We start from the raw sequence: 22,796 nt of genomic DNA, 5'->3' as shown, positions 1-22,796 counted from the left end.
TCAGTTTTCTGATGAAGCGCGGAGGTGGCTCAACCTGCGAAAAGAAACGAGTTGCTACGTAAGTCCGAGAACATGCTTTCCATGGTCTCTGAGCTCGCCTTTGGGACCGACATATCGGTAGAGAGTGACGCGCTCGATGCCGAGTTCCTTGCAGAGATCGGAAACTGAAGTATCGCGCTGGGCCATGGCGGCTTGCGCGAGACGCACCTGAGCTTTGGTGAGCGCGAATTTTCGTCCGCCCTTGCGACCGCGCGCTCTCGCGGAGGCGAGACCCGCCATGGTGCGCTCTCGGATCAGATCCCGCTCGAACTCGGCCAAGGTGGCGAAGATTCCGAACACCATGCGACCGGACGCAGTCGTGGTGTCGATCTGAGCGCCCTTTCCAGTCAGAACCCGCAGGCCGATCTTGCGGTCTGACAGCTCCTTCACCGTGTTGACCAGATGGGCAAGCGATCGTCCGAGGCGATCGAGCTTCCAGACCACCAGCACATCGCCGTCACGCAATGACTTGAGGCAGGCAGTCAAGCCAGGGCGATCATCACGACCGCCGGAAGCAAGATCATCATAGATATTGTCCCGTTCGACACCTGCGGCGCGCAAGGCGTCGTGCTGCAGGTCGAGAGACTGCGAGCCATCGGCTTTGGAGACGCGGGCATATCCGATCAGCATGTATCACAAACGTTGGTTTGAGGCGGCGCTTCGGCCACGATTGCATTGACCTCTGGAAATGTATCTCAACCAGCTTCATAAACAAAGCGTCTTGAACGCTATCAGATTTTGAAAAAGGAACATGTATGCCGCGTCGCGTCACTCTAACCGATCGGCAGAAAGACGCGCTGTTGCGCTTGCCGACTTCACAGACGGATTTGCTCAAGCACTATACGCTGAGTGATGAAGACCTTGGGCATATCAGGCTGCGTCGGCGCGCTCACAACAGGTTCGGCTTCGCCCTGCAATTGTGTGTCCTGCGCTATCCCGGCCGGGTGCTGGCTCCAGGCGAACTGATCCCTGCAGAGGTCATCGAATTTATCGGAGCGCAGCTTGGCCTGGGTGCCGACGATCTCGTAGACTATGCTGCCCGCGAGGAAACACGGCACGAGCATCTTGCCGAGTTACGGGGGCTCTACGGCTTCCGCACCTTCTCCGGACGTGGTGCGAGCGAGCTGAAGGAATGGTTGTTCCGAGAAGCCGAGATGGCGGTGTCGAACGAGGATATCGCCCGTCGCTTCGTAGCCGAGTGCCGACGCACCCGCACTGTCCTTCCCGCGACATCCACGATCGAGCGGCTTTGTGCCGCGGCTCTCGTCGATGCCGAGCGACGCATCGAGACGAGGATCGCCAGTCGGCTGCCTATGTCGATCCGAGAACAGTTGCTGGCATTGCTCGAGGAGACGGCTGATGATCGGGTGACCCGTTTTGTGTGGCTGCGCCAGTTCGAGCCTGGCTCGAACTCTTCGTCGGCCAACCGGCTGCTCGACCGGCTCGAATATCTGCAACGCATCGATCTCCCCGAGGATCTGCTTGCCGGCGTTCCTGCCCATCGGGTGACTCGTCTGCGCAGGCAGGGTGAACGGTATTATGCCGACGGCATGCGCGATCTCCCGGAGGACAGGCGGCTTGCGATCTTGGCTGTTTGCGTCTCGGAATGGCAGGCGATGTTGGCCGACGCAGTGGTCGAAACCCACGACCGGATCGTCGGCCGTCTCTACCGTGCTTCGGAGCGTATTTGCCATGCAAAGGTCGCAGACGAAGCGGGGGTGGTGCGTGACACCCTGAAATCCTTCGCCGAGATCGGGGGCGCCCTGGTCGATGCACAGGATGATGGCCAGCCGCTGGGCGATGTCATCGCGAGTGGGTCAGGGTGGGACGGCTTAAAAACCCTTGTTGCAATGGCAACCAGGCTGACCGCCACCATGGCCGACGATCCGCTCAATCATGTGCTCGACGGTTATCACCGCTTCCGCCGATACGCTCCACGCATGTTGCGCCTGCTCGATCTGCGAGCTGCGCCCGTTGCACTGCCGCTTCTGGAAGCGGTGACGGCCCTTCGTACCGGTTTGAACGATGCCGCGATGACCAGCTTCTTGCGGCCCAGCTCGAAATGGCATCGCCACCTTCGGGCCCAGAGGGCTGGCGACGCTCGCCTATGGGAGATCGCGGTGCTGTTCCATCTGCGCGATGCGTTCCGCTCCGGAGATGTCTGGCTTACTAGGTCCCGGCGCTATGGCGATCTGAAACACGCACTCGTTCCGGCACAATCCATCGCGGAAGGCGGTCGTCTCGCTGTGCCATTGCGGCCGGAGGAATGGCTGGCAGACCGGCAAGCTCGCCTCGACATGCGGTTGCGCGAGCTTGGCCGTGCCGCTCGCGCAGGCACGATCCCGGGCGGGTCGATTGAAAACGGCGTTCTGCATATCGAGAAACTCGAAGCCGCCGCGCCGACAGGCGCCGAAGATCTGGTGCTCGATCTCTACAAGCAGATCCCGCCCACGCGCATCACCGATCTCCTGCTGGAGGTGGATGCGGCGACCGGCTTCACCGAAGCGTTCACCCATCTGCGCACAGGAGCACCCTGCGCTGACCGGATCGGGCTAATGAACGTTATCTTGGCGGAAGGGATCAACCTCGGCTTGCGCAAAATGGCGGATGCGACAAACACCCACACCTTCTGGGAATTGATCCGCATTGGACGGTGGCATGTCGAGGGCGAAGCCTATGACCGGGCGCTGGCCATGGTGGTCGAGGCACAGGCAGCGTTACCCATGGCCCGGTTCTGGGGCATGGGCACGTCGGCTTCGAGCGACGGACAGTTCTTCGTCGCTACAGAGCAAGGTGAGGCCATGAACCTGGTCAACGCGAAATATGGCAATACCCCGGGCCTGAAAGCCTATAGCCACGTCTCCGACCAATATGCGCCGTTCGCAACCCAGGTGATTCCTGCAACGGCAAGCGAAGCGCCTTACATCCTCGATGGCCTGCTGATGAACGATGCTGGACGCCATATCCGCGAGCAGTTCACCGACACGGGCGGCTTCACCGATCACGTCTTTGCCGCATGTGCCATTCTCGGCTACCGGTTCGCTCCGCGCATCCGCGACCTGCCATCCAAACGGCTCTACGCGTTCAATCCGTCGGCCGCCCCGGCGCACCTGCGAGCGTTGATCGGCGGAAAGGTCAACCAAGCCATGATCGAGCGCAATTGGCCCGACATCCTGCGCATCGCCGCCACCATTGCTGCCGGGACCGTCGCGCCAAGCCAGATTCTGCGGAAACTCGCCTCCTATCCGCGGCAGAACGAGCTCGCGACAGCCCTGCGGGAAGTCGGTCGCGTCGAGCGCACCCTGTTCATGATCGACTGGATTCTGGATGCCGAACTCCAACGGCGTGCCCAGATCGGGCTCAACAAAGGCGAAGCTCATCATGCGCTGAAGCGGGCAATCAGCTTCCACCGCCGCGGTGAAATCCGCGACCGTTCCGCCGAAGGCCAGCATTACCGCATCGCCGGCATGAATCTGCTCGCCGCCATCATCATCTTCTGGAACACCATGAAGCTCGGCGAGGTCGTTGCAAACCAGAAACGCGATGGAAAGCTGCTATCGCCCGATCTCTTGGCCCATGTTTCGCCGCTCGGATGGGAACACATCAATCTCACCGGAGAATATCGCTGGCCAAAGCCTTAGCGTAGGATTCCGCCCCCTCCCGCAAACGACCCCTTATTGCTCGTGATGATCGTCCGACAGATTCCAACGGGAATCTGGTGGATGCGCATCTTCATCCTCGGCGCACTTAATATTTCGCTATTCTGGAGCTTGTTGTTTATTTCGGTCTACCGCCTGCCGGGCGGGGTCGCGGCGACGGTAGGCGCTGTGCAGCCGCTGATGGTCGTGTTCATCTCTGCCGCTCTGCTAGGTAGCCCGATACGATTGATGGCGGTCCTGGGGGCTATTTGCGGAACTGCGGGCGTGGCGCTGTTGGTGTTGACACCAAACGCAGCGCTAGATCCTGTCGGCGTCGCAGCGGGCCTGGCGGGGGCGGTTTCCATGGCGTTCGGAACCGTGCTGACCCGCAAGTGGCAACCTCCCGTGCCTCTGCTCACCTTTACCGCCTGGCAACTGGCGGCCGGAGGACTTCTGCTCGTTCCAGTAGCTTTAGTGTTTGATCCGCCAATCCCGATGCCTACAGGAACCAATGTTCTCGGCCTGGCGTGGCTCGGCCTGATCGGAGCGGGTTTAACCTACTTCCTTTGGTTCCGGGGGATCTCGCGACTCGAACCTACAGTTGTTTCCTTACTGGGCTTTCTCAGCCCGGGGACCGCCGTGTTGCTAGGATGGTTGTTCTTGGATCAGACGCTGAGTGCGCTTCAAATCATCGGCGTCCTGCTCGTGATCGGGAGTATCTGGCTGGGCCAACGTTCCAACCGCACTCCTAGGGCGCGTATAGCTTGCCGGAAGTCGCCTTGACCCGCATGGCATAGGCCTATCGTTTCCACGATCAGCGATCGGCTCGTTGCCCTGCGCCGCTCCAAAGCCCGCGACGCAGCGCCGGCAGGCAGAGCAAGTAGAGGGCAGCGCCTGCAATCCATGCCCACCCGTTCCACGTTGTTATAGAAGCCGCATAGATCGCCGTGAAGAGGAGGGGTCCGACGATCGAGGTCAGGCTGGTGAGCGCCGCCAGTGAGCCTTGCAGCTGCCCCTGACGTTCCTCATCCACCTGCCTGGACAACATTGCTTGCAGCGCCGGCATTCCGATGCCACCCGAAGCAAGCAGGACCATGATCGGGAACGCCATCCATCCCCGTGTCGCGAAGGCAAGCAGGATGTAGCCTGTGCCGTCGGCAATCATTCCGAGCATGAGTGCCCGCCTTTCGCCGAGCCGGGCGGCTACAGGGCCGGTGATCATTGCCTGGGCGAGTGAATGCAGAATGCCAAATGCGGCAAGCGAAATGCCGATCGTGGTCGCGTCCCAGTGAAAGCGATCCTCGCCGAAAATGACCCAAAGCGCGGCCGGCACCTGTCCGACAAGTTGCATGATGAAGAAGACCGCCATCAGGGCGGCGACGACGGTCATGCCCCGGGCCCACCGGAACGAAGCGAGCGGGTTGAGAGCCTCCCGGCGTAACGGCCGGCGTTCGCCTTTGTGCGACTCCGGCAAAAGGAAACAGCCCGTCAGGAAATTGAGGCCGTTCAAGGCTGCCGCGGCGAAGAACGGAGCGTGGGGGGAGAAACCGCCCATCAGCCCACCGAGCACAGGTCCCGCGACCATCCCGAACCCGAAACAGGCGCTCATGAAGCCGAAGTGCCGCGCGCGCTCATCGCCATCAGTGATATCGGCAATATAAGCGCCGGCTACCGCCCCAGTCGCCCCGGTGATGCCGGCCACGATCCGCCCGATATAGAGAACCCAAAGGAAAGGCGCCGTCGCCATGATGGCGTAGTCGACAGCAGCGCCGGCCAGCGAGACGAGCAAGACCGGCCGCCGCCCGAAACGATCCGACAGCGCGCCCAGCACAGGTGCGCAGGCAAATTGCATCAACGCATACAGCGCCAGCAGAATGCCATAGTGGGCGGTGACGTCGTTCGAGTGAACCAGATCGCGCAGGAGGCCCGGCAGCACCGGCATAATCAGGCCGATGCCGACAGCGTCGAGCGCGACAGTGCTCAGAATTACGATCAGGGGTCTGTTGGGTTTCACGTCTGGCCTCCGGACCAGCCTCCGCTGGTCCGATTGAACGCGCGGATTCTTTATCACTGATAAGTTGGTGGACATATTATGTTTATCAGTGATAAAGTGTCAAGCATGACAAAGTTGCAGCCGAATACAGTGATCCGTGCCGCCCTGGACCTGTTGAACGAGGTCGGCGTAGACGGTCTGACGACACGCAAACTGGCGGAACGGTTGGGGGTTCAGCAGCCGGCGCTTTACTGGCACTTCAGGAACAAGCGGGCGCTGCTCGACGCACTGGCCGAAGCCATGCTGGCGGAGAATCATACGCATTCGGTGCCGAGAGCCGACGACGACTGGCGCTCATTTCTGATCGGGAATGCCCGCAGCTTCAGGCAGGCGCTGCTCGCCTACCGCGATGGCGCGCGCATCCATGCCGGCACGCGACCGGGCGCACCGCAGATGGAAACGGCCGACGCGCAGCTTCGCTTCCTCTGCGAGGCGGGTTTTTCGGCCGGGGACGCCGTCAATGCGCTGATGACAATCAGCTACTTCACTGTTGGGGCCGTGCTTGAGGAGCAGGCCGGCGACAGCGATGCCGGCGAGCGCGGCGGCACCGTTGAACAGGCTCCGCTCTCGCCGCTGTTGCGGGCCGCGATAGACGCCTTCGACGAAGCCGGTCCGGACGCAGCGTTCGAGCAGGGACTCGCGGTGATTGTCGATGGATTGGCGAAAAGGAGGCTCGTTGTCAGGAACGTTGAAGGACCGAGAAAGGGTGACGATTGATCAGGACCGCTGCCGGAGCGCAACCCACTCACTACAGCAGAGCCATGTAGACAACATCCCCTCCCCCTTTCCACCGCGTCAGACGCCCGTAGCAGCCCGCTACGGGCTTTTTCATGCCCTGCCCTAGCGTCCAAGCCTCACGGCCGCGCTCGGCCTCTCTGGCGGCCTTCTGGCGCTCCTGCTGCGGCGTCCGCTCGTGGGCCGTGGCGCGGGTCCGCGCGCCGGCCTCGTGCGCCTGGCGCTCGCGGGCGAGGTCCAGGGCGGCCGTCTTCACGTTCTGCCTTGCGCAGATGAGATAGGGGAGCCCGCAGAATTCGGAAAAAATCGTACGCTAAGGTTTTCCGGGCATCCGTAAGGGCCGAAACTTCCCGTCTTCCAGTCTGCGGCTCTGCCGCCAGACGTAATCGCCGGTTAGGTTGATGTGCTCCCAGCCCAGCGGCGACAGGAATTGCAGCAGCTCGCCGTCCACCGGCTTGCCGGCCTCGACCAACCCCTGGGTGGCGCGTTCCAGGTACACCGTGTTCCACAGCACGATAGCCGCCGTCACCAGGTTGAGGCCGCTGGCCCGGTAGCGCTGCTGCTCGAAGCTCCGATCCCTGATTTCCCCAAGGCGGTTGAAGAACACCGCCCTGGCCAGCGAGTTGCGCGCCTCACCTTTGTTCAGGCCGGCATGCACGCGGCGGCGCAGTTCAACACTTTGCAGCCAGTCCAGGATGAACAGCGTGCGCTCGATCCGGCCCAGCTCGCGCAGGGCCACGGCCAGTCCGTTCTGGCGCGGGTAGCTGCCGAGCTTGCGCAGCATCAGCGAGGCGGTGACGGTGCCCTGCTTGATCGAGCTGGCCAGGCGCAGGATGTCGTCCCAGTGGGCACGCACGTGCTTGATGTTCAGGGTGCCGCCGATCAGCGGGCGCAACGTCGGGTAGGCTTGCACGCCCTGCGGCACGTACAGCTTGGTTTCGCCGAGGTCGCGGATGCGCGGCGCGAAGCGGAAGCCTAGCAGGTGCATCAGGGCAAAGACGTGATCGGTGAAGCCGGCCGTGTCGGTGTAGTGCTCCTCGATCCGCAGGTCGGACTCGTGGTACAGCAGGCCGTCGAGCACATAGGTGGAATCGCGGACGCCGACATTCACCACGCGGGTGCTGAACGGCGCGTACTGGTCGGAGATATGGGTATAGAACAGCCGTCCCGGCTCGCTACCGTACTTCGGGTTGACGTGCCCGGTGCTCTCGCCCCGGCCACCCGCGCGGAAGCGCTGGCCATCGGAGGATGAGGTCGTGCCGTCGCCCCAGTGGGCGGCAAAGGCGTGGCGATACTGGTGGTTGACCAGCTCGGCCAAGGCCGCCGAATAGGTTTCGTCGCGGATGTGCCAGGCTTGCAGCCAGGACAGCTTGGCGTAGGTCAGGCCGGGGCTCGACTCGGCCATCTTGGTCAGCCCGAGGTTGATCGCATCACCGAGGATTGCGGACAGCAGCAACGTCCTGTCTTTGGCCTCGGCCCCGTCCTTCAAGTGGGTGAAGTGGCGGCTGAAGCCCGTCCAGTCGTCCACGTCCATCAGCAGTTCGGTGATCTTGATGCGCGGCAGTAACTGGCTGGTTTGGTCGATCAGCGCCTGCGCCCGATCCGGCACCGCCGCATCCAGCGGGGTGATTTTCAGCCCTGACTCGGTGAGGATGGCATCGGGCAGCTCGTTGTCCTTGGCCAGGCGGGTGACGGTGGCCAACTGCTCGTCCAGCAGCTGCAAACGCTCTTCCAGGTACTGGTCGCTGTTCGGGTTGATCGCCAGGGGCAGGGCCTGCTCGCGCTTGAGTGCGGCGAACTTCTCGGCCGGCAGCAGGTAGTCGTCGAAGTCGCGGAACTGCCGCGAGCCCTTGACCCAGATGTCGCCGGAGCGCAGGGCGTTCTTCAGCTCGGACAGGGCGCAGATTTCGTAGAATTTCCGGTCGAGGCCTTCCGGGGTGATCACCAGCGGCTTCCAGCGCGGCTTGATGAAGGCCGTGGGTGCATCGGCCGGCACCTTGCGCAGGTTGTCGGCGTTCATCTCACGCAGGGTCTGCACGGCTGCCAGCACGCCTTGCGCGGCCGGCGCGGCGCGCAGTTCCAGCACCTCCAGCAAGGCCGGCGTGTAACGGCGCAGGGTGGCGAAGTTCTCGCCGACCAGGTGCAGGTGGTCGAAGCCTTCCGGCCGGGCCAGCAGCTCGGCCTCGCTGACGCTCTCGGTGAACTCGTCCCAGGGAATCACCGCCTCGATGGCGGCATAGGGGTCGCTGCCGCTTTCCTTCGCTTCCAGCAGCGCCTGGCCGATCCTGGAGTACAGGCGCACCTTGTCGTTGATCGCCTTGCCCTGCTTCTGGAACTGCTGCTGATGCTTGTGCTTCGCGCCGCTGAACAGCTTGACCAGGATGCGGTCATGCAGATCGACCAGCTCATCGATCACGGTCGCGGTGCTCTCCAGCACCACGGCGGCCAGGGTCGCGTAGCGGCGCTGCGGCTCGAACTTACCGAGGTCTTTGGGCGTCATCTGCCCACCCTCGCGGGCCAGCTTGAGCAGGCGGTTCTGGTGGATGTGCCGGCCCAGGCCTTCGGGCAAGTCCACCAACTGAAATGTCTTCAGCCGCTCGATGTGTTCCAGCATGTGCCGAGAGTTGGGTTTCAGCGGTGCCTGGCGCAGCCAGGTCAACCAGGTGATGCTGCTGCCGGCCTTGAGCTTCAACAGCTCGTCCAGCTTGGCCCGATGCGAGTCCGTGAGTGGTTCGACCAGGGCGCGGTAGACCCGCCGATTGGCTCGCGCAATGGCTTCCGAGCAGGCCCGGTCAATCACGCTCAGCGCCGGCAGGATGCGTCGTTTCTGCCGTAGGCTCTCCAGGGCCTGACCGGCCAGCAGCAAGCCTTTGTCGGTCTGCTGGGCCAGCTCGGTTAGCTCGCGCACCAGGGCGCGGAAGTCGGACAGGCCGAACGGGGCCAGTTGCAGGTAGGTGCGCAGTTCCTGGGCATGCTCGCGACGGGTCACGTCGCGCTCGCCGTACTTTGCCCAGCTCGCCGGCTCGGCCTGGACTTGCTTCGCCACCCACAGGATGACCGGCTCGGGCAGCTCGCTGTCGGTTCCCAGCGCGTAACCGGGGTAGCGCAGCAGGCAGAGCTGCACGGCGAAGCCGAGGCGGTTGGCGTCGCCGCGTCGCTGGCGGATCAGCGACAGGTCGGAGTCGTTGAAGGTGTAGTAGCGGATCAGGTCATCCTGGCTTTCCGGCAGCGCAAGCAGGGTGTCCCGCTCCGTGGCCGAGAGGATCAAGCGACGCGGCATGTGTCAGTCGTCCGTGCGGAGGTACTGGTAGAGGGTTTCCCGGCTGATGTTGAACTCGCGGGCAAGCTGCGCCTTGGGCTCGCCGGCCGTCGCTCGCTGCCGCAGGGTAGCAGCCTGCTCATCGGACAGGGCTTTCTTGCGGCCCCGGTACGCGCCACGCTGCTTGGCCAAGGCGATGCCCTCACGCTGCCGCTCGCGGATCAGGGCGCGCTCGAACTCAGCGAAGGCCCCCATCACCGACAGCATCAGGTTGGCCATCGGCGAGTCCTCGCCAGTGAACACCAGGCCCTCCTTCAGGAACTCGATGCGCACGCCGCGCTGAGTCAGCTTCTGTACCAAGCGACGCAGGTCATCGAGGTTGCGGGCCAGCCGATCCATGCTGTGCACCACCACTGTATCGCCTTCGCGGACGAAGCTCAGCAGCGCTTCGAGCTGGGGGCGCTGGGTGTCCTTGCCCGATGCCTTGTCGGTGAACACCTTGCTCACCTGGGTTTGTTCCAGCTGGCGTTCCGGGTTCTGGTCAAAGCTGCTGACCCGGACGTAGCCGATGCGGTGCCCCTGCACGATGTCTCCTTGGTTGAAGGCGGCTTAAGTGCACTTTCTGTTCCGTTGTGCCTCAAAGCCCATTTCTGTCAGGCTGAAATCTATAACCTTCGCGGGCATGTGTCAAAAAATGGGAAAGCAGACTCTATTCTGACGAAGCGGCGCGGCCCTGCCTGACATCAAGTTAGGGTATAGCCTAGATTGACATGCGCGATGCAACCCTTAACTTGCTTGCACCTATCGTTTCCATGCTAGCTTTATCGTAACGCTCAAGAAATTGGGCTTAATGCCGAAAACAATAAAATAAAACAGCCAACCCTTGAGGTTCTTATGCGCCAGAATTTACCAGTGACGGGTCGAAACTTAGAACTCCCAAAAGATGCCAATATTCTTTCGACTACCTCCCCTCAAAGCCATATCACGTACGTTAATCCTGACTTCATTAAAATCAGTGGTTTCACTGAGGAAGAACTATTAGGCCAGCCTCACAACATCGTAAGACACCCAGATATGCCGCCTGCTGCATTTGAGCATATGTGGAGTACATTAAAATCTGGCCGCTCATGGATGGGGCTAGTAAAAAATCGCTGTAAAAATGGCGACCACTATTGGGTAAGTGCTTATGTAACGCCAATAGCTAAGAATGGTTCGATTGTTGAATACCAGTCTGTAAGGACCAAGCCTGAACCTGAGCAGGTTTTGGCTGCGGAAAAATTATATGCTCAATTGAGAAGCGGGAAGGCCGCGAGGCCGAAATTGGCTGCTAGCTTTTCCGTGAAAATACTCTTGCTCATATGGGGTAGTATTATATCAAGCGCAATGGCTGCCGGCATGCTTACTGATACATCAATAAGCAGCTTATTGTTAGCCACTTTAATGTCAGGAAGCTTAAGCTCTGTTAGTGTTTTGGCTATTCTCTCTCCTCTTGGAAGACTGGTTGAAAGAGCCAGGAATATTTCCAATAACCCATTAAGTCAATCCCTCTACACTGGGCGCACCGATGAGTTTGGCCAAATAGAGTTTGCTTTACGAATGATGCAAGCTGAAACAGGCGCCATAGTAGGTCGCATAGGTGATGCATCAAATCGGCTTAGCGAACACACCCGAGGCCTACTAAAGGATATTGAGTCAAGCAATGTACTTACAGTTGAGCAGCAGGCAGAGACAGATCAAATAGCAACGGCAGTAAACCAAATGGTGGCAAGCATTCAAGAGGTTGCGAGCAATGCACAGCATGCTGCAGATGCGGCCGGAAGAGCAGACACTGAGACGGCATCTGGCCAGCGTCTGGTAGCCCACACAAGCCAGTCAATCACTGCCCTTGAAGGTGAAATTAGGCAAGCCACTCAGGTTATTCATGAGCTTGAAGGTCAAAGTAACGAGATATCAAAAGTTCTTGACGTTATACGAGGGATCGCCGAGCAAACGAATTTGTTGGCACTCAACGCAGCAATTGAGGCCGCGCGTGCTGGTGAGCAGGGGCGTGGTTTTGCTGTTGTCGCCGATGAGGTTCGCAGTCTTGCTGCTCGCACACAGCAATCGACAACGGATATTCAAAGCATGATCAGCGCTCTACAAGAGCGAGCGCAATCCGCTGTTACAGTCATGGAGCAAAGTAGTCGGCAAGCGCACACGAGTGTAGCTCACGCAGAGGAAGCAGCTACAGCTCTTGATGGAATTGGCCAACGCGTTAACGAAATTACCGACATGAACGCGCAAATAGCGACTGCGGTCGAGCAGCAGGGAGCAGTAAGTGAAGACATAAACCGCAGTATTATCAATATACGCGATGCTGCTGATACCAATGTACAGACCGGGCAGAATAATTTGCAAAGTGCGAAATCTGTCGCTCAGTTAACTAGCGCTCTGAGCGAACTGGCAAAACAGTTTTGGGAAAAACGAGGATAACGCTTTTCAGTATCTCGACAGGGATAACTTACTTTACCATCGGTTATCCCTTTTAGCCGCACAAATTTTAGCCATGGCTTTTCAGGAAGTCAGGGCTATCAGAATGGCCTTAGAAAGCCTAGTCAAAGAGCTGTCACGAGAACACCGTTAGCTTAGCGTACGATTTTTTCCGAATTCTGCGGTTCCCCCAATACCGACAAAGCGCCGAGCTATGGTGCAGCGATCACCGAATTGAAGCGCGAAGGAAAGCTGGACCGGGAGACGGCCCACCGGCAGGTGAAGTATCTCAATAACGTGATCGAGGCCGATCACGGAAAGCTCAAGATACTGATCAAGCCGGTGCGCGGTTTCAAATCGATCCCCACGGCCTATGCCACGATCAAGGGATTCGAAGTCATGCGAGCCCTGCGCAAAGGACAGGCTCGCCCCTGGTGCCTGCAGCCCGGCATCAGGGGCGAGGTGCGCCTTGTGGAGAGAGCTTTTGGCATTGGGCCCTCGGCGCTGACGGAGGCCATGGGCATGCTCAACCACCATTTCGCAGCAGCCGCCTGATCGGCGCAGAGCGACAGCCTACCTCTGACTGCCGCCAATCTTTGCAACAGAGCCTCCGTCGCCATGCTCACCTCGCTTTGGTGCACACGAGTATTGAGCATAGTCGAGATTGGTGCAGATCACTTCTGATATTGAACTGTCAGGAGCTGGCTGCACAACAGCCATTACGCCCAATCAACTGGTGCAGTCGTCTTCTGAAAATGACAAGCTCCACGCTTGTGAGTTTCGTGTTGCTCATCAGTTAGCTGCAAGATTTTGTAAGTGAAAAACGGTTGCTGGCCTTTCTTCATGCGTTTCTTGTTCAATGCGGCCGGTGCACTGATTTCTTCCGTTGTTACATTGGAGCAGTTGATGACGCTGCAGGCCTGCACAACCGCCTGCACTTCGTCCCTTGAGTCAAGGATGATTTGTGCATATACCTTCTCAATGTCACCACCATAGTTGGACAAGGCTTGCTCATAAAACTCGGGAAACAGATAGAAAGGCTCAGCTCTGAAATGCTTGGCTTTAGAGTTGGATAGACCTGCCTCGATGGTGGCTTTGTGGGCGATGCGGCTTGCTGGTAAGGTCTGCTCTAGATCCACCTCTTGGAGGGTGTTTTCGTAGGGAAGGAACGAACCACCGAGAGCAACTGTCCATTGTCGATGCTCAGGTCCCCAATAGATAGGGAGAACGAAAACGCCTCCTTCAGGAAAGGCTTTAAGAATATTGTTTAGCCCAGGCAATAATTCATACTCTGGACTGGCCTCCCAACAAAGAGCAATACGTTTAGTCGATCGTGAAAATTGAAAGTCGCCTAATTGCTCAACCTCCCCATCTTTCTCCCATGGCGCTTCAAAGGTCACGCATGGGAAGGGGAGGCGAGTAAGGTCTAGGTGGGCTTGTCGAAGGTCTTCCGGGGCAATGAGATCACAACAGTTCGGCAAGATAAATTTAACGCTGTGTTGCAACATCTCTATCAAGCGTCGATAAACTCTGGCTGATTGCGGGGCCGCGCTTCGCAAAGAGAATTCAAGATCACGCAAGTCTTCGATGGCGTGTGCAGAGTAGTTCAATGGCTGCGCCACATTATTTTTCATGGTTGATGCCGTGAGTAAAAGAGTGGTCAATGGGGGGCAATAGAGGCTCAACGGATAATCGAACATATTCCCGAAATTTAAACTTCTGTGCTTCCTACCCAGTGGTGCCCGAGGTAAGCATCTGCTCCCCATCTGGTTAGAGGGATGAGGCGCTCTGCCTCTGCGTTCAATGTTTCTGTAGTCCAGCCTTGTTGGGGAGCAGAGAGGCTGCCCAAGACCTCGCCTTCGAGAGAAGTCACGAGTAAACGAGAATAACGGATAGAAGTCAGGATATTGGTCTCACCAGGTCTGACGTCTGTAATGAAAGTGATCATTGATTTTGAAAAACAGAAATCGCTTTTTGGTCAATGATTAATCTGTATCAGCGTTATTTCCTCAACGGTATCCACTTAGCCTCCTTTTCATTGATATCGCGCTAGTCACAGCATAGAGAGTCATCAAAGCACCGATTAACACAAAAATATAGTATGGGTAGGGGCCTAGCGCTCCTCCAATGGTCACAAAAGCTGAGTCAGGTGGATCTGGTTTCCACTCATAGATGGCGATTAATCCAAGAATTAACGAGGCTAAGCCTCCCACAAATGTTAAGCCGTAGAAACGAAATAAAAGAATTACTGTGGATGTACCCATTTTAGTTGGCTCCTTCGCAGGTTTGTGTATTTAGCAAGTAATGACCCCGTGGGATTTCTAGTCAGCCTATTTCCAAATTATCCTTAGCCACCTTTATTGGGTCGGCTCGATTAGTGACGGTCACGGATATACCGTACTTTCGGCCTCGGGCATGGTAGAGGTTCAGAACAGCCGTTTCCATAGGGGACAGCGTTGAAGCGACGCGTCCATCCAGGGCTTGGATTTCTGCTATTTGTGGGTTTGAGTTGAGCATGTTGCCAGCCTCCATAGTTTGAGTTCAATTACTGCTAACAGCAAAGTCTTCACGGGAACGGCCTTCCGATTCAATTTGCTTGATCCATGTCGGCGTGCGTCCTCTACCAGTCCACGTATGACCATCTGGGTGCTGATACCTGATTTTCGATACTGCTTTCGTCTTTAACGGGTTTTTGTGAAACGCCTGGGCAATATCTTCAGGTGTTAGGTCGTGCTCCTTCATCGAGCGAAGAATATCGCTGATTACTTTAGATCTTGTTTTCTGTTTCAATTTATCGGCATCACGTTGCAGTCGAGCAATTTCATTTTTTATTTCGGTGATGGAATTAAATTCTTTTCTCATGCGTTCCTCTTTATTATCTCTCAACCGGCGAAACTGAGAGGTGGCCTTTCTAACGTGGATGTTGGCCAGGCACCAGCGGCCTGGCTAACTTTTTTTCTTGAGTTAGAACAACGACATCACAACAATGAATGACATTCCGATCATGATGGTTTTCTGTACGCCACTTACAAGCTCAACCTTTTCGATTGAACCAGTTGAGTAGTTTCGAAAAAGCGCCGTAATAAACGACATCAAGATAAGGGTAACAAAAGCAGTTGATATCGCAAAAATGATCGCTCTTAAATTGCCCATGCTGACGCCAGATCCAGATGCAAATCCTTGCTCCAGGCTTTCGGTTAAAGGCAGGCAGGCTTCACCTTCACGGATACACGGATCGATGGGTGGTCGGTAGGTGCCACCTTGATCAGGGTTTGGTCGAATGATGTCGTCTACTGGATCGCCGTTATTACCCGTAGGCGGGCCATTTCGTATTCGGTCAGCCATTTTGCAGATGGTCGTCCCATTGATATCCGCAAAGCCGTTACAACTGCCTGAGTTGATCATTTTCTGGCAATTCCCGATTCCGAGCTGGACGCATGCCAGTACCATATCACCATCGACTTCTCGGCCATCGAACGTTCCCAGTCCCGCAAGAGTCTTGGGAGCCCGTGCTTGCATGGCATCAGTGGTCAGTTTTGTCCAAGCATCGACTTGGCGTTGCAAGTCCCAAGTTGCAAAATCATCAGGGGTTGTTTTTGCATATTCACGGATATTGGTTTTGTTCATCTGCAGGATGCCTGTACAACAAGACCCGTTATAGATGTCAAGCTGCCCACTCGATTCAAACATGGCCAACCGGCCTACGGCATCCGCATTTGCCTTGAGCCATGGGCTGGCGTTGGGTGAGTTGCGGACAGCATCCGCCACTTGTGCTGCCGTAACAAGTGCTGCTGCGAATGCTACCGCTGAGGCTGTATATAAAAGCCACCCTGAGATCGATCGCTTGCGTATCACTGTTTTGCCTTTTATTGGATTCGTAGGGTTCTATCGCACGATTTCACGTGCTTGCCATGTTGGATAATGCGAAAATAAGCAGTCATCGTGTTTCGGTCGAAAGCAATTTGAGATTGATTGATTTCTCCCGGTTTATCAGCTGGCTCAGGATAGAGATGGCAGTATTCAGGAAAATCCTTCGATACGGACTTGCTGCTATTCATTTGAGTCACGCGCATCGGGCAGACGGAATACATATCTTCAATTCCACGACCGTTGGCGGGAGGAATGCAGCCATTAGAAAAACCGGAGCTAAAGATTGAAAAAACGAATTGGCTGCCGTTTACTGAATACGGTTTTATTAAGATGAAAGACGCCATTTTCGATCCGGGCGTTAAGCCAGATCCAGTTGATTCAATTTCCTTTTCCCAAATATTTCTAGCAAGACTCATTTCCGCACGAGAAGCGTGAGGAAGCTCCATAGATCCTGTATTAAAACCGACCACCGTCATCGGCTCCCACTTAAGCCCAGGCGGTAGATTGCTTTGGCTGTTAGTGCCTTGTGCCTGTGCTAGGTTAGAGATTACTAGCGAGAACGTAAATGCGATGCTGGCTAATTTATTAAACTTCATCTTTATCTTCCCTTAGTTTTTTGATAACTCTGAAGCATCTAATTCTGCAATAAATTGCTCTGGAGGTGTTGCGCCAACTAACCGCTTTCCGTTGCCCAATATAACTGTAGGTGTGTTAGCGATATTGTTTGCTTCTCCAAACTTTAAAATCTCCACCAAACCAGAAATGTCGCAGTCCTCACGGCCATCAATATTTCGACCATTCATGACCATGTTCCAAGCGGTGTTTCGGTCTGTTGAACACCAAGCTTTACGGGCAATGGGGGCTGATTGCGGGTCAATAACGGGAAAGACAAATCGATAGACCGTTACGTTTTCAAGCTGATCGACGAATTTTGTGAACACGCGGCAGATGGGGCAGAGCGGATCCTCAAAGACGGCCATCTTGCGTTGTCCGTTGCCATGGACCTGCACAATGGCTTGACTCAGCGGTAGTGATTCCCATGGGATCGTGTTGAGCTTCTCAAGGGCTGGTGCGGTCACATCACGGCGGTCTTTCATGTCCATGAGGGCGCCGCCGACAAATGCGTACCGCCCGGTCGAGTCGCTGTAGAAAATCTCGTTGCCACTAGTGACCTGGTAGATGCCGGCAATAGGCGTGGTTGAGATGCTATCGATGGGGACAGAACCTTGAGTGTGTTCCTCAATAGCTGCTTGCACGTCAGACGGTACGCTTTGAGCCCAGGACGCTGTGGCCAGTCCCAGGCTAAGGCTTGCACTGGCTGCCAGGCGAATCAGCAAAGAAGAAGGGGAATAGGTTGAGGTAAGCATTGTTCGGAAGAATCCTGGTTGTCAGTAATCAAAGGCGCGAACGCCTCGGGCGACACGGCATTGTTCGACCGCGTCACGAATAAGTTGGGAGACGTGCTGAGGGCTAGCGATCGCGCTGATGTGCACGGTCGGCGTCGAGGCGTCAGTGGTTTGCAAAACGACACGGCCACGGCCGAACAGGGCTTGAAAGAGGGTGCCGGAAACGGCGATGTCTTTTACCCGGTATAACTCCAGGGTTTCGACACGTTTAACGAGGATCCCGCTGTACTCCAGTAGGCGTTGGTTCGTCAGTTCATAGCGATGATTGGCAACCTTAAGGTATCGGTAGATCGCCCAAAGGACAGGAATGACTGTCCAGCAGAACAGGATAGCGACAATGAACCAGCCCGCATTGATGAGCTGGCCTTCTGTGCCTACCCAAATAAGTTCTGTCTCTCGCGTGGATGCAGGAGGCGCAATGTGGCTGGCAGCTGCCTGTGATAGTGGAGTAGGAGTGTCGAATGGGTCCATGTGGCCACTGTAGGGCCGCATGAAGTGTGTGTCTGTTCAAACCCTTGGGCACATAACCAAGGGTTTCGACTTGACAAGCCTTTAAATCAATTCTAGGCCGATTCGCTGTTGGTGCTTAGTCGAGCTGCGTCCGGCGATGTGAAAGGGCTTTCACAGGATCCGCAGATAATCTTCAACTTTGGTTTACCCCAGACGCTTGTGCCGCATGGGCAGACGTACTTCCATCGGTTTGAATTGCCGGTGGGTTTTACCGGCAGGCTCTCGTCGCCCTGGGCGCCGTTGCTCGTGGAGGTGGCACTGGATGCCAAAGCTTGAGTGAGTGCTGGAAGTGCGATGTATGGAGGAGCTCCACCTCCTACTGAGATGTCCAAGCGCTCAGCGGCACTACGAGGTGCGTCGGCATGTGAGAAGCGATCGTACCAGGTCAGACAGAATGACTGGGTGAGCAGATCGGCGCACGCTTTCACAAATTTGCCATCCTCAATCGCATAATCAGCCATGAGTTGGCCAGTGCGAGCGCCACCAGGTTGGCCAGTCGAAGAGGGCATCAGTCCAATCGCTTCCATCTTCGAGGCCCACTCTTCATTGTGATACCTGCCACGCCCAGGCTTGCCGAAATGGAATTGCCAGAGATGGCACATTTCATGTACCAAAGTCTGCATAGTTTCGATCAAGGGCACGACGGCAAAGTAGGCCGGGTTCATCGCTATTTCGTCTGTATAGGTGCCTTGAGCATCTACAAATCGCTGGCTTGAGAAATAGCCCATTGAGCGTTTCTCGCGTTGTAAGGTGATCAGACAGTTGGGCAACCCTCCGTCGAACAGGGCATTATTGAAGTGATCGTAAGCCTGTTGCAGCTCGGCATAAGTTTGATGAGTCGGTACTTTTCTGATGCTCATAGCAGCTTTAAAAGAAGGGTTTGTATTGCACAATACACTAATTTTACTTGGCTTGGCTGTGACTTCGTTGTGTCGCTAGAGCTTCACAACGAAGTCAGTGAGAGGCGGAGTATTTTGTTGGGAGCAAGCAGTTGGATTTATGCAGTTTCCACAATGAACATTTGGGCTTGTTGAGCCTCTCTTCGTTCAGCTTTAATCGGTGCATATTTATCCGAGTTGTAAAACTCCAATGCCTGGGCCAAGGTTGGAAACTCAAATACGCCTGCTAATGGGTATTGGGGGGCTTCGCCTTCTAAAACTTGCGCAACGGGTCCAAAGTGCAGAATTCGCCCGCCCGCCTCTTGGAGAGCTAGCTGGAAGCGGGGCGCAAGCGCGGCCTGCTTAGAAGGGTCTATCACTCGAAGATTTATATGCACGTATGCAGGCATAACCTGATCAACTCCATTTATTTCGTGATTAACGAGTCTTAGATACTCTGAATCTACAGCTGCACTGTGGAGGTCTGGGATAAATTCATCAATTTGAATAAAGGCTTTTTTTCTCTACGAGAGTGGAGACCATGGGGACACACGCAGGCCTTATCTGGACAGTCACATGGGTGTAGCCAGCATCTAGCAGGGCGTAAAGTCGATGGCGACCATCCATGATTCTTGTACGGCCTTCATCGAAATACAACCAAGGCATATAGATTGTTTCTTTATTTGAGATGGAGGCGACAGCCTGTTCGTACTTGAAAGGCTTATAGGATTCACCTGGCCGTCGGTCTACCCGATTTGTGCACCAGCTCCTGTCTCCAGTCAGTGCATTAGCGAGAAGACTCATGTCGATGGTGAGTGCCAGGAACGATTCATGTTCCGGGATGGGATGATAGCTTTCGTATTCGCGACGGGGAGGAGGAGGCGAAGGGATGAAATCTTCCAGGGAAAAAGTTCGACTCATACACCGATTCCTTAAGTTCCTTTGTGGATGTGAAGAGAGTTGCGCATGATTTCTATCAAATGTGCGCAGGATTAGTGTAAAATGGTTCCTGCTTGATAGGAGGGCATACTATGCGTTTTATCACACTTGAACAGCTACGAGCCACCGCAGATGCGGGAGGCGTGACTGGCGTAACACTCAAAGGCCAAGGCGGTGGTTTCTTCGTTGAGATTGCCACTCGAAGTGGCCAGGACGCTGTCTTGACCAAGGCAAGAAGTAAGGAGCCACGCCGTTTTGGCAATCCGACATCTGCTTTGGTGATGTTGCGTGACTTAGGGCTCGCCATAGCAAAGCTAGACGTGACGAACTGGGACCCTACGCAAAAGGATATGACACGTAGCCGACAAAGTCGGGCGGAGGCCTTACGTGATGCGCACGAAGCGGCCGCTTATAACGGTTGGCTTGCTGCTGAAATTGCCGACTCTTTGGAAGATGAGCGACCAAGCGTGCCACATGAGGATGTAATGGCCAGGATGGGATCCCGCATTCAACAGATTAAAACAGCAGCAGTGCGTAATAAATGATTCAAGCTGCGCGTTTCTACCAAATAGTTTGGCGGCCAAAGGCTGAGGAAGATCTGGTTAAGATCATTGACTACATCGCTTTGGATAGCCCAGTACGTGCGGATACCTTTGGTCATGAGCTGCGAGACAAAATCCACCCTTTGTCTAAGCATCCAGAGATGGGCAGGGTAGGACGACCAGGCCTTCCTGCATATGTGCGGGAGCTGGTTATCCATCGAAACTATATTGTGTTCTATCGAGTGCGAGAGTCGGAGGCGACTGTAGAAATTCTACGTCTGAAGCACGTAGCACAGCGGATGCCGTAGGGTTTTGAGCAAATAGGCAGAAATTGTTTTTGTAAGGCGTTGTACGTTAAAACTGACAGGGTAGGTGAGACCTTTAAAAAAGGTGCTGATACACTATAGAAATTGAAGTGTCCCCAACTGTTTTCGTGATCTCGTTAAATAATACTGGGTGTGAGGAGAATTAGAGCATATGAAATATGCCCTGAAACTAGCACGACATGGAAGTATTTTTCTTGCACGAGTGGCATGGATAGGGGTGGTGCTCGCCGTTGAGTTTCTTCTTATGTTAATAAATGCAAGTAGTAGGAAGGAAGATCATACTTCAGGGGCAGAGATCCCCGACCCGTTTGATAGGATGCATCCTAATTGGCGGTATTACTGGGATCAGCAAAAAAGTGACCTAGATTAATGATAGGTACCGGAAGCAATCCATCTACAGCCTAAAGTGATCTATGCTGGCTTGAACTTAGCAAGCATAGACCCAGTCTTGATTTACCAGTGCCGTTGGAATCAAGTCTTATTTAGGCAGATAAGACTTTATTTCTTACCTCCAAATAACCTACCCAACAACGGGGGCTTGCCCGACCCTGCAGCAGAGTTCCCGTTCCTGGTCATTAGCTCGTCTATACCGCCTGCTACTCTAAATCCAGCCCACGCCATCATCGAAGACCAAATAACCGGTAGCCCGACATACAACGACAATAATATCGTGTTCAGCACCATTCGTTTGTAGCCTGCTGGAATCGCTCCTTTGCCGATCATCATGGCTTCTTGAACAAAAATATTGCCTAGCGCGCCAGGATACATCGCATTGATTAGATGACCATCGATCCAGGTGGCGATGTACCACATCGATGCCCACATTTTGATTGTAAGAATGGCCATGGCTCCTAGGAACAACACCCGAAGACTGAAGCCGCTGACCAAGGTGGCCAAGGGAAGAAAAGCGTAGATGCCCATGAGGACCAATGCTTGAATCATAGGTAACGAAGTCACTAATGGCATCCATGCCATGCTGGCCATGAAAGCTGCGCCTCCTACACCGAGCGTGCTCCCGGCGCCTGTTATGGTTCGACCTGCGACTGTAGCAGCGTCATAAGGGTTCCCCATCATTTGGTCAAAATCAACAAAGACGGGATTGGCTGCGGTTGATGCTAGCCGAGCCACTTCATCCTTTTGCTTATCGAACGACGTAAATGTGAGGACGTTCGCCGCTCTGGATGCGAACGCTCGAACACCTGGGCTGCCATCGATCAGCTTTTCTCGTAGCTGATCCTCCCACCATTGCTTGCAGGTTGGGCGTCCAAACTCTGGGTTTACGGCACCGGTAACTTGTGGGTCCACGTCGCTCGATGGGTCGTAGTACTCAGTATCGCGGGAGTAATCGATCGCAAAACCGGTGACCGGAGCACGGCTGCGCATGGAGGCGTAATACCCAGGCTCAGTTCTGAAAAACTGGCTGCCCATCCAATCCACATCGGTAGGCCCATAGTCGGTATTGGATTCTGCCAAGATCGAGGCACCTGATGCACTGATTCTGCTGCGATCGCTGCGCAAATACTGACTGCGTGCCGGGATAAAGCATTCGCTATAGAAGCGTTGCACATCACCGAGCAAGGCGGGGTCTTCGATTGTGGCATTCTTGGCCATATCCTCCAGAACCCGCATATCAGATCCGGAATTATTCATGCCATTGCGAAAGGCATTGTTGATCCCAGAGCTGATGGACATGATGGAATACCACCATAGGGGCACGTTACTCAGTCCGCTGGCCTGGCTCATACTTCCATCAATAGCGTCGCGTAATGCTGTGTCGTAGGTGCTACCGCTGGCTCCAGGTGTGGCCTCTACAGGGTTAGGGTTATCAATCGAAGGAGGAGGCACGTACGACAAGCGCGCATACGTTAGGCTTGTGATGGGGGATGTGAAAAAGCAGACCGACATTACAAACAACATGACGATGAGCTGCGTTTGTACGCTTTTGATGACACCCATAACGCCGATGTCTTGCATTCCCCGCTGGCCAGCTTCGCGCCAGGCATTGAGGATTACCACAAGAAAGGGGATGACGACCAAGCCGGTGCCGGTCACGATCTCGCCAAAAATATTGGCAAACGCCCATCCGTAGAAAGTGGTGAAGAGCTCAAGATAACTGTCTAGTTGCATGGCGT

The 22,796-nt window shown here is 55.7% G+C and carries 19 protein-coding genes and 2 pseudogenes; 7 read left to right on the top strand and 14 right to left on the bottom strand.

The features are described from left to right. Positions 1-54 precede the first annotated feature (54 nt). Entirely contained in the window at positions 55-669 is a 615-nt protein-coding gene (locus tag FE795_RS09065) for a recombinase family protein (protein ID WP_000904906.1), read from the bottom strand. Between the two features lie 125 nt (positions 670-794). Between FE795_RS09065 and FE795_RS09060 the strand changes: the two genes are divergently transcribed. Together FE795_RS09060 and FE795_RS09055 are read left to right on the top strand one after the other, a co-directional pair. Then, on the top strand, positions 795-3,680 hold the full coding sequence (locus tag FE795_RS09060) for a Tn3 family transposase (RefSeq protein ID WP_001138082.1): 2,886 nt from the start codon (positions 795-797) through the stop codon (positions 3,678-3,680). A gap of 33 nt (positions 3,681-3,713) precedes the next feature. After that, positions 3,714-4,460 (top strand): annotated as a pseudogene (locus FE795_RS09055) (EamA family transporter); the annotation flags it as partial. Between the two features lie 31 nt (positions 4,461-4,491). Here the strand turns inward: FE795_RS09055 and tet(A) are convergent. Continuing rightward, positions 4,492-5,691, bottom strand: a complete 1,200-nt coding sequence (gene tet(A) / locus FE795_RS09050; protein WP_000804064.1) for a tetracycline efflux MFS transporter Tet(A) — start codon at positions 5,689-5,691, stop codon at positions 4,492-4,494. Between the two features lie 105 nt (positions 5,692-5,796). Between tet(A) and tetR(A) the strand changes: the two genes are divergently transcribed. After that, complete coding sequence (gene tetR(A), locus FE795_RS09045; protein ID WP_000164043.1) at positions 5,797-6,447, top strand: tetracycline resistance transcriptional repressor TetR(A); 651 nt, start codon at positions 5,797-5,799, stop codon at positions 6,445-6,447. 331 nt (positions 6,448-6,778) lie between these two features. Here tetR(A) and FE795_RS09035 read toward each other — a convergent pair whose 3' ends face one another. Together FE795_RS09035 and FE795_RS09030 are read right to left on the bottom strand one after the other, a co-directional pair. Further along, entirely contained in the window at positions 6,779-9,745 is a 2,967-nt protein-coding gene (locus tag FE795_RS09035; RefSeq protein WP_001138014.1) for a Tn3-like element TnAs1 family transposase, read from the bottom strand. Between the two features lie 3 nt (positions 9,746-9,748). Then, positions 9,749-10,309, bottom strand: a complete 561-nt coding sequence (locus FE795_RS09030) for a recombinase family protein (protein ID WP_001161490.1) — start codon at positions 10,307-10,309, stop codon at positions 9,749-9,751. A gap of 309 nt (positions 10,310-10,618) precedes the next feature. Between FE795_RS09030 and FE795_RS09025 the strand changes: the two genes are divergently transcribed. Both FE795_RS09025 and FE795_RS09020 read left to right on the top strand, forming a co-directional pair. Beyond that, positions 10,619-12,196, top strand: coding sequence for a methyl-accepting chemotaxis protein (locus FE795_RS09025; protein ID WP_001323889.1), 1,578 nt, complete (start codon positions 10,619-10,621; stop codon positions 12,194-12,196). A 189-nt stretch (positions 12,197-12,385) separates the two neighbouring features. After that, positions 12,386-12,748: pseudogene (locus tag FE795_RS09020) on the top strand (IS6-like element IS6100 family transposase); the annotation flags it as partial. A 164-nt stretch (positions 12,749-12,912) separates the two neighbouring features. On the opposite strand, the gene FE795_RS17440 reads toward FE795_RS09020, so the two are convergent. From FE795_RS17440 to FE795_RS08975, 9 genes are all read right to left on the bottom strand, one after another. Then, entirely contained in the window at positions 12,913-13,827 is a 915-nt protein-coding gene (locus FE795_RS17440; protein WP_207307419.1) for a hypothetical protein, read from the bottom strand. 907 nt (positions 13,828-14,734) lie between these two features. After that, the gene (locus tag FE795_RS09010; RefSeq protein ID WP_045931302.1) at positions 14,735-15,055 is read right to left on the bottom strand and encodes an H-NS histone family protein; all 321 of its coding nucleotides are present in this window, start codon (positions 15,053-15,055) and stop codon (positions 14,735-14,737) included. Between the two features lie 102 nt (positions 15,056-15,157). After that, the gene (locus tag FE795_RS09005; RefSeq protein WP_052695811.1) at positions 15,158-16,048 is read right to left on the bottom strand and encodes a hypothetical protein; all 891 of its coding nucleotides are present in this window, start codon (positions 16,046-16,048) and stop codon (positions 15,158-15,160) included. Positions 16,049-16,059: 11 nt separating this feature from the next. Further along, positions 16,060-16,659 carry a hypothetical protein gene (locus FE795_RS09000; protein ID WP_131071810.1) on the bottom strand — a complete coding sequence of 200 codons (600 nt, stop codon included), beginning with the start codon at positions 16,657-16,659 and terminating at the stop codon, positions 16,060-16,062. 12 nt (positions 16,660-16,671) lie between these two features. Beyond that, a complete protein-coding gene (locus FE795_RS08995) occupies positions 16,672-17,430 on the bottom strand; it encodes a DsbC family protein (protein WP_131071809.1) in 759 nt (252 codons plus the stop codon). 21 nt (positions 17,431-17,451) lie between these two features. Continuing rightward, the gene (locus FE795_RS08990) at positions 17,452-17,940 is read right to left on the bottom strand and encodes a PH domain-containing protein (protein WP_222668007.1); all 489 of its coding nucleotides are present in this window, start codon (positions 17,938-17,940) and stop codon (positions 17,452-17,454) included. A gap of 92 nt (positions 17,941-18,032) precedes the next feature. After that, on the bottom strand, positions 18,033-18,839 hold the full coding sequence (locus tag FE795_RS08985; RefSeq protein WP_045931306.1) for a SprT-like domain-containing protein: 807 nt from the start codon (positions 18,837-18,839) through the stop codon (positions 18,033-18,035). Positions 18,840-18,976: 137 nt separating this feature from the next. Continuing rightward, positions 18,977-19,267 carry a DUF1330 domain-containing protein gene (locus FE795_RS08980; protein WP_045931307.1) on the bottom strand — a complete coding sequence of 97 codons (291 nt, stop codon included), beginning with the start codon at positions 19,265-19,267 and terminating at the stop codon, positions 18,977-18,979. 88 nt (positions 19,268-19,355) lie between these two features. After that, positions 19,356-19,778, bottom strand: a complete 423-nt coding sequence (locus FE795_RS08975) for a ParB N-terminal domain-containing protein (protein WP_131071808.1) — start codon at positions 19,776-19,778, stop codon at positions 19,356-19,358. A gap of 110 nt (positions 19,779-19,888) precedes the next feature. On the opposite strand from FE795_RS08975, the gene FE795_RS08970 reads away from it, so the two are divergent. Beyond that, positions 19,889-20,341 (top strand): antitoxin PaaA2 family protein, encoded by a 453-nt coding sequence (locus FE795_RS08970; RefSeq protein ID WP_045931309.1) that lies wholly within the window; start codon positions 19,889-19,891, stop codon positions 20,339-20,341. Continuing rightward, the gene (locus FE795_RS08965; protein WP_045931310.1) at positions 20,338-20,646 is read left to right on the top strand and encodes a type II toxin-antitoxin system RelE/ParE family toxin; all 309 of its coding nucleotides are present in this window, start codon (positions 20,338-20,340) and stop codon (positions 20,644-20,646) included. The genes FE795_RS08970 and FE795_RS08965 overlap by 4 nt, the downstream gene beginning before the upstream one ends. A gap of 516 nt (positions 20,647-21,162) precedes the next feature. Here FE795_RS08965 and FE795_RS08960 read toward each other — a convergent pair. Continuing rightward, positions 21,163-22,791, bottom strand: coding sequence for a conjugal transfer protein TraG N-terminal domain-containing protein (locus tag FE795_RS08960; RefSeq protein WP_219234832.1), 1,629 nt, complete (start codon positions 22,789-22,791; stop codon positions 21,163-21,165). Positions 22,792-22,796 lie beyond the last annotated feature (5 nt).

It is taken from the genome of Alcaligenes ammonioxydans (assembly GCF_019343455.1).
GTDB classification, from domain to species: Bacteria; Pseudomonadota; Gammaproteobacteria; order Burkholderiales; family Burkholderiaceae_B; genus Alcaligenes; species Alcaligenes ammonioxydans.
The sequence above is the reverse complement of the archived record's forward strand: the minus strand, read 5'-3'. Positions and strand labels throughout refer to the sequence as shown.

Excerpts from the sequence above, each read along its gene's own strand:
- FE795_RS09065 (WP_000904906.1), bottom strand. The coding sequence starts at position 669 with ATGCTGATCGGATATGCCCGCGTCTCCAAAGCCGATGGCTCGCAGTCT.
- FE795_RS09060 (WP_001138082.1), top strand. The coding sequence starts at position 795 with ATGCCGCGTCGCGTCACTCTAACCGATCGGCAGAAAGACGCGCTGTTG.
- FE795_RS09035 (WP_001138014.1), bottom strand. The coding sequence starts at position 9,745 with ATGCCGCGTCGCTTGATCCTCTCGGCCACGGAGCGGGACACCCTGCTT.
- FE795_RS09025 (WP_001323889.1), top strand. The coding sequence starts at position 10,619 with ATGCGCCAGAATTTACCAGTGACGGGTCGAAACTTAGAACTCCCAAAA.
- FE795_RS17440 (WP_207307419.1), bottom strand. The coding sequence starts at position 13,827 with ATGAAAAATAATGTGGCGCAGCCATTGAACTACTCTGCACACGCCATC.
- FE795_RS09010 (WP_045931302.1), bottom strand. The coding sequence starts at position 15,055 with ATGAGAAAAGAATTTAATTCCATCACCGAAATAAAAAATGAAATTGCT.
- FE795_RS09000 (WP_131071810.1), bottom strand. The coding sequence starts at position 16,659 with ATGAAGTTTAATAAATTAGCCAGCATCGCATTTACGTTCTCGCTAGTA.
- FE795_RS08995 (WP_131071809.1), bottom strand. The coding sequence starts at position 17,430 with ATGCTTACCTCAACCTATTCCCCTTCTTCTTTGCTGATTCGCCTGGCA.
- FE795_RS08990 (WP_222668007.1), bottom strand. The coding sequence starts at position 17,940 with ATGGACCCATTCGACACTCCTACTCCACTATCACAGGCAGCTGCCAGC.
- FE795_RS08985 (WP_045931306.1), bottom strand. The coding sequence starts at position 18,839 with ATGAGCATCAGAAAAGTACCGACTCATCAAACTTATGCCGAGCTGCAA.
- FE795_RS08980 (WP_045931307.1), bottom strand. The coding sequence starts at position 19,267 with ATGCCTGCATACGTGCATATAAATCTTCGAGTGATAGACCCTTCTAAG.
- FE795_RS08975 (WP_131071808.1), bottom strand. The coding sequence starts at position 19,778 with ATGAGTCGAACTTTTTCCCTGGAAGATTTCATCCCTTCGCCTCCTCCT.
- FE795_RS08970 (WP_045931309.1), top strand. The coding sequence starts at position 19,889 with ATGCGTTTTATCACACTTGAACAGCTACGAGCCACCGCAGATGCGGGA.
- FE795_RS08965 (WP_045931310.1), top strand. The coding sequence starts at position 20,338 with ATGATTCAAGCTGCGCGTTTCTACCAAATAGTTTGGCGGCCAAAGGCT.
- FE795_RS08960 (WP_219234832.1), bottom strand. The coding sequence starts at position 22,791 with ATGCAACTAGACAGTTATCTTGAGCTCTTCACCACTTTCTACGGATGG.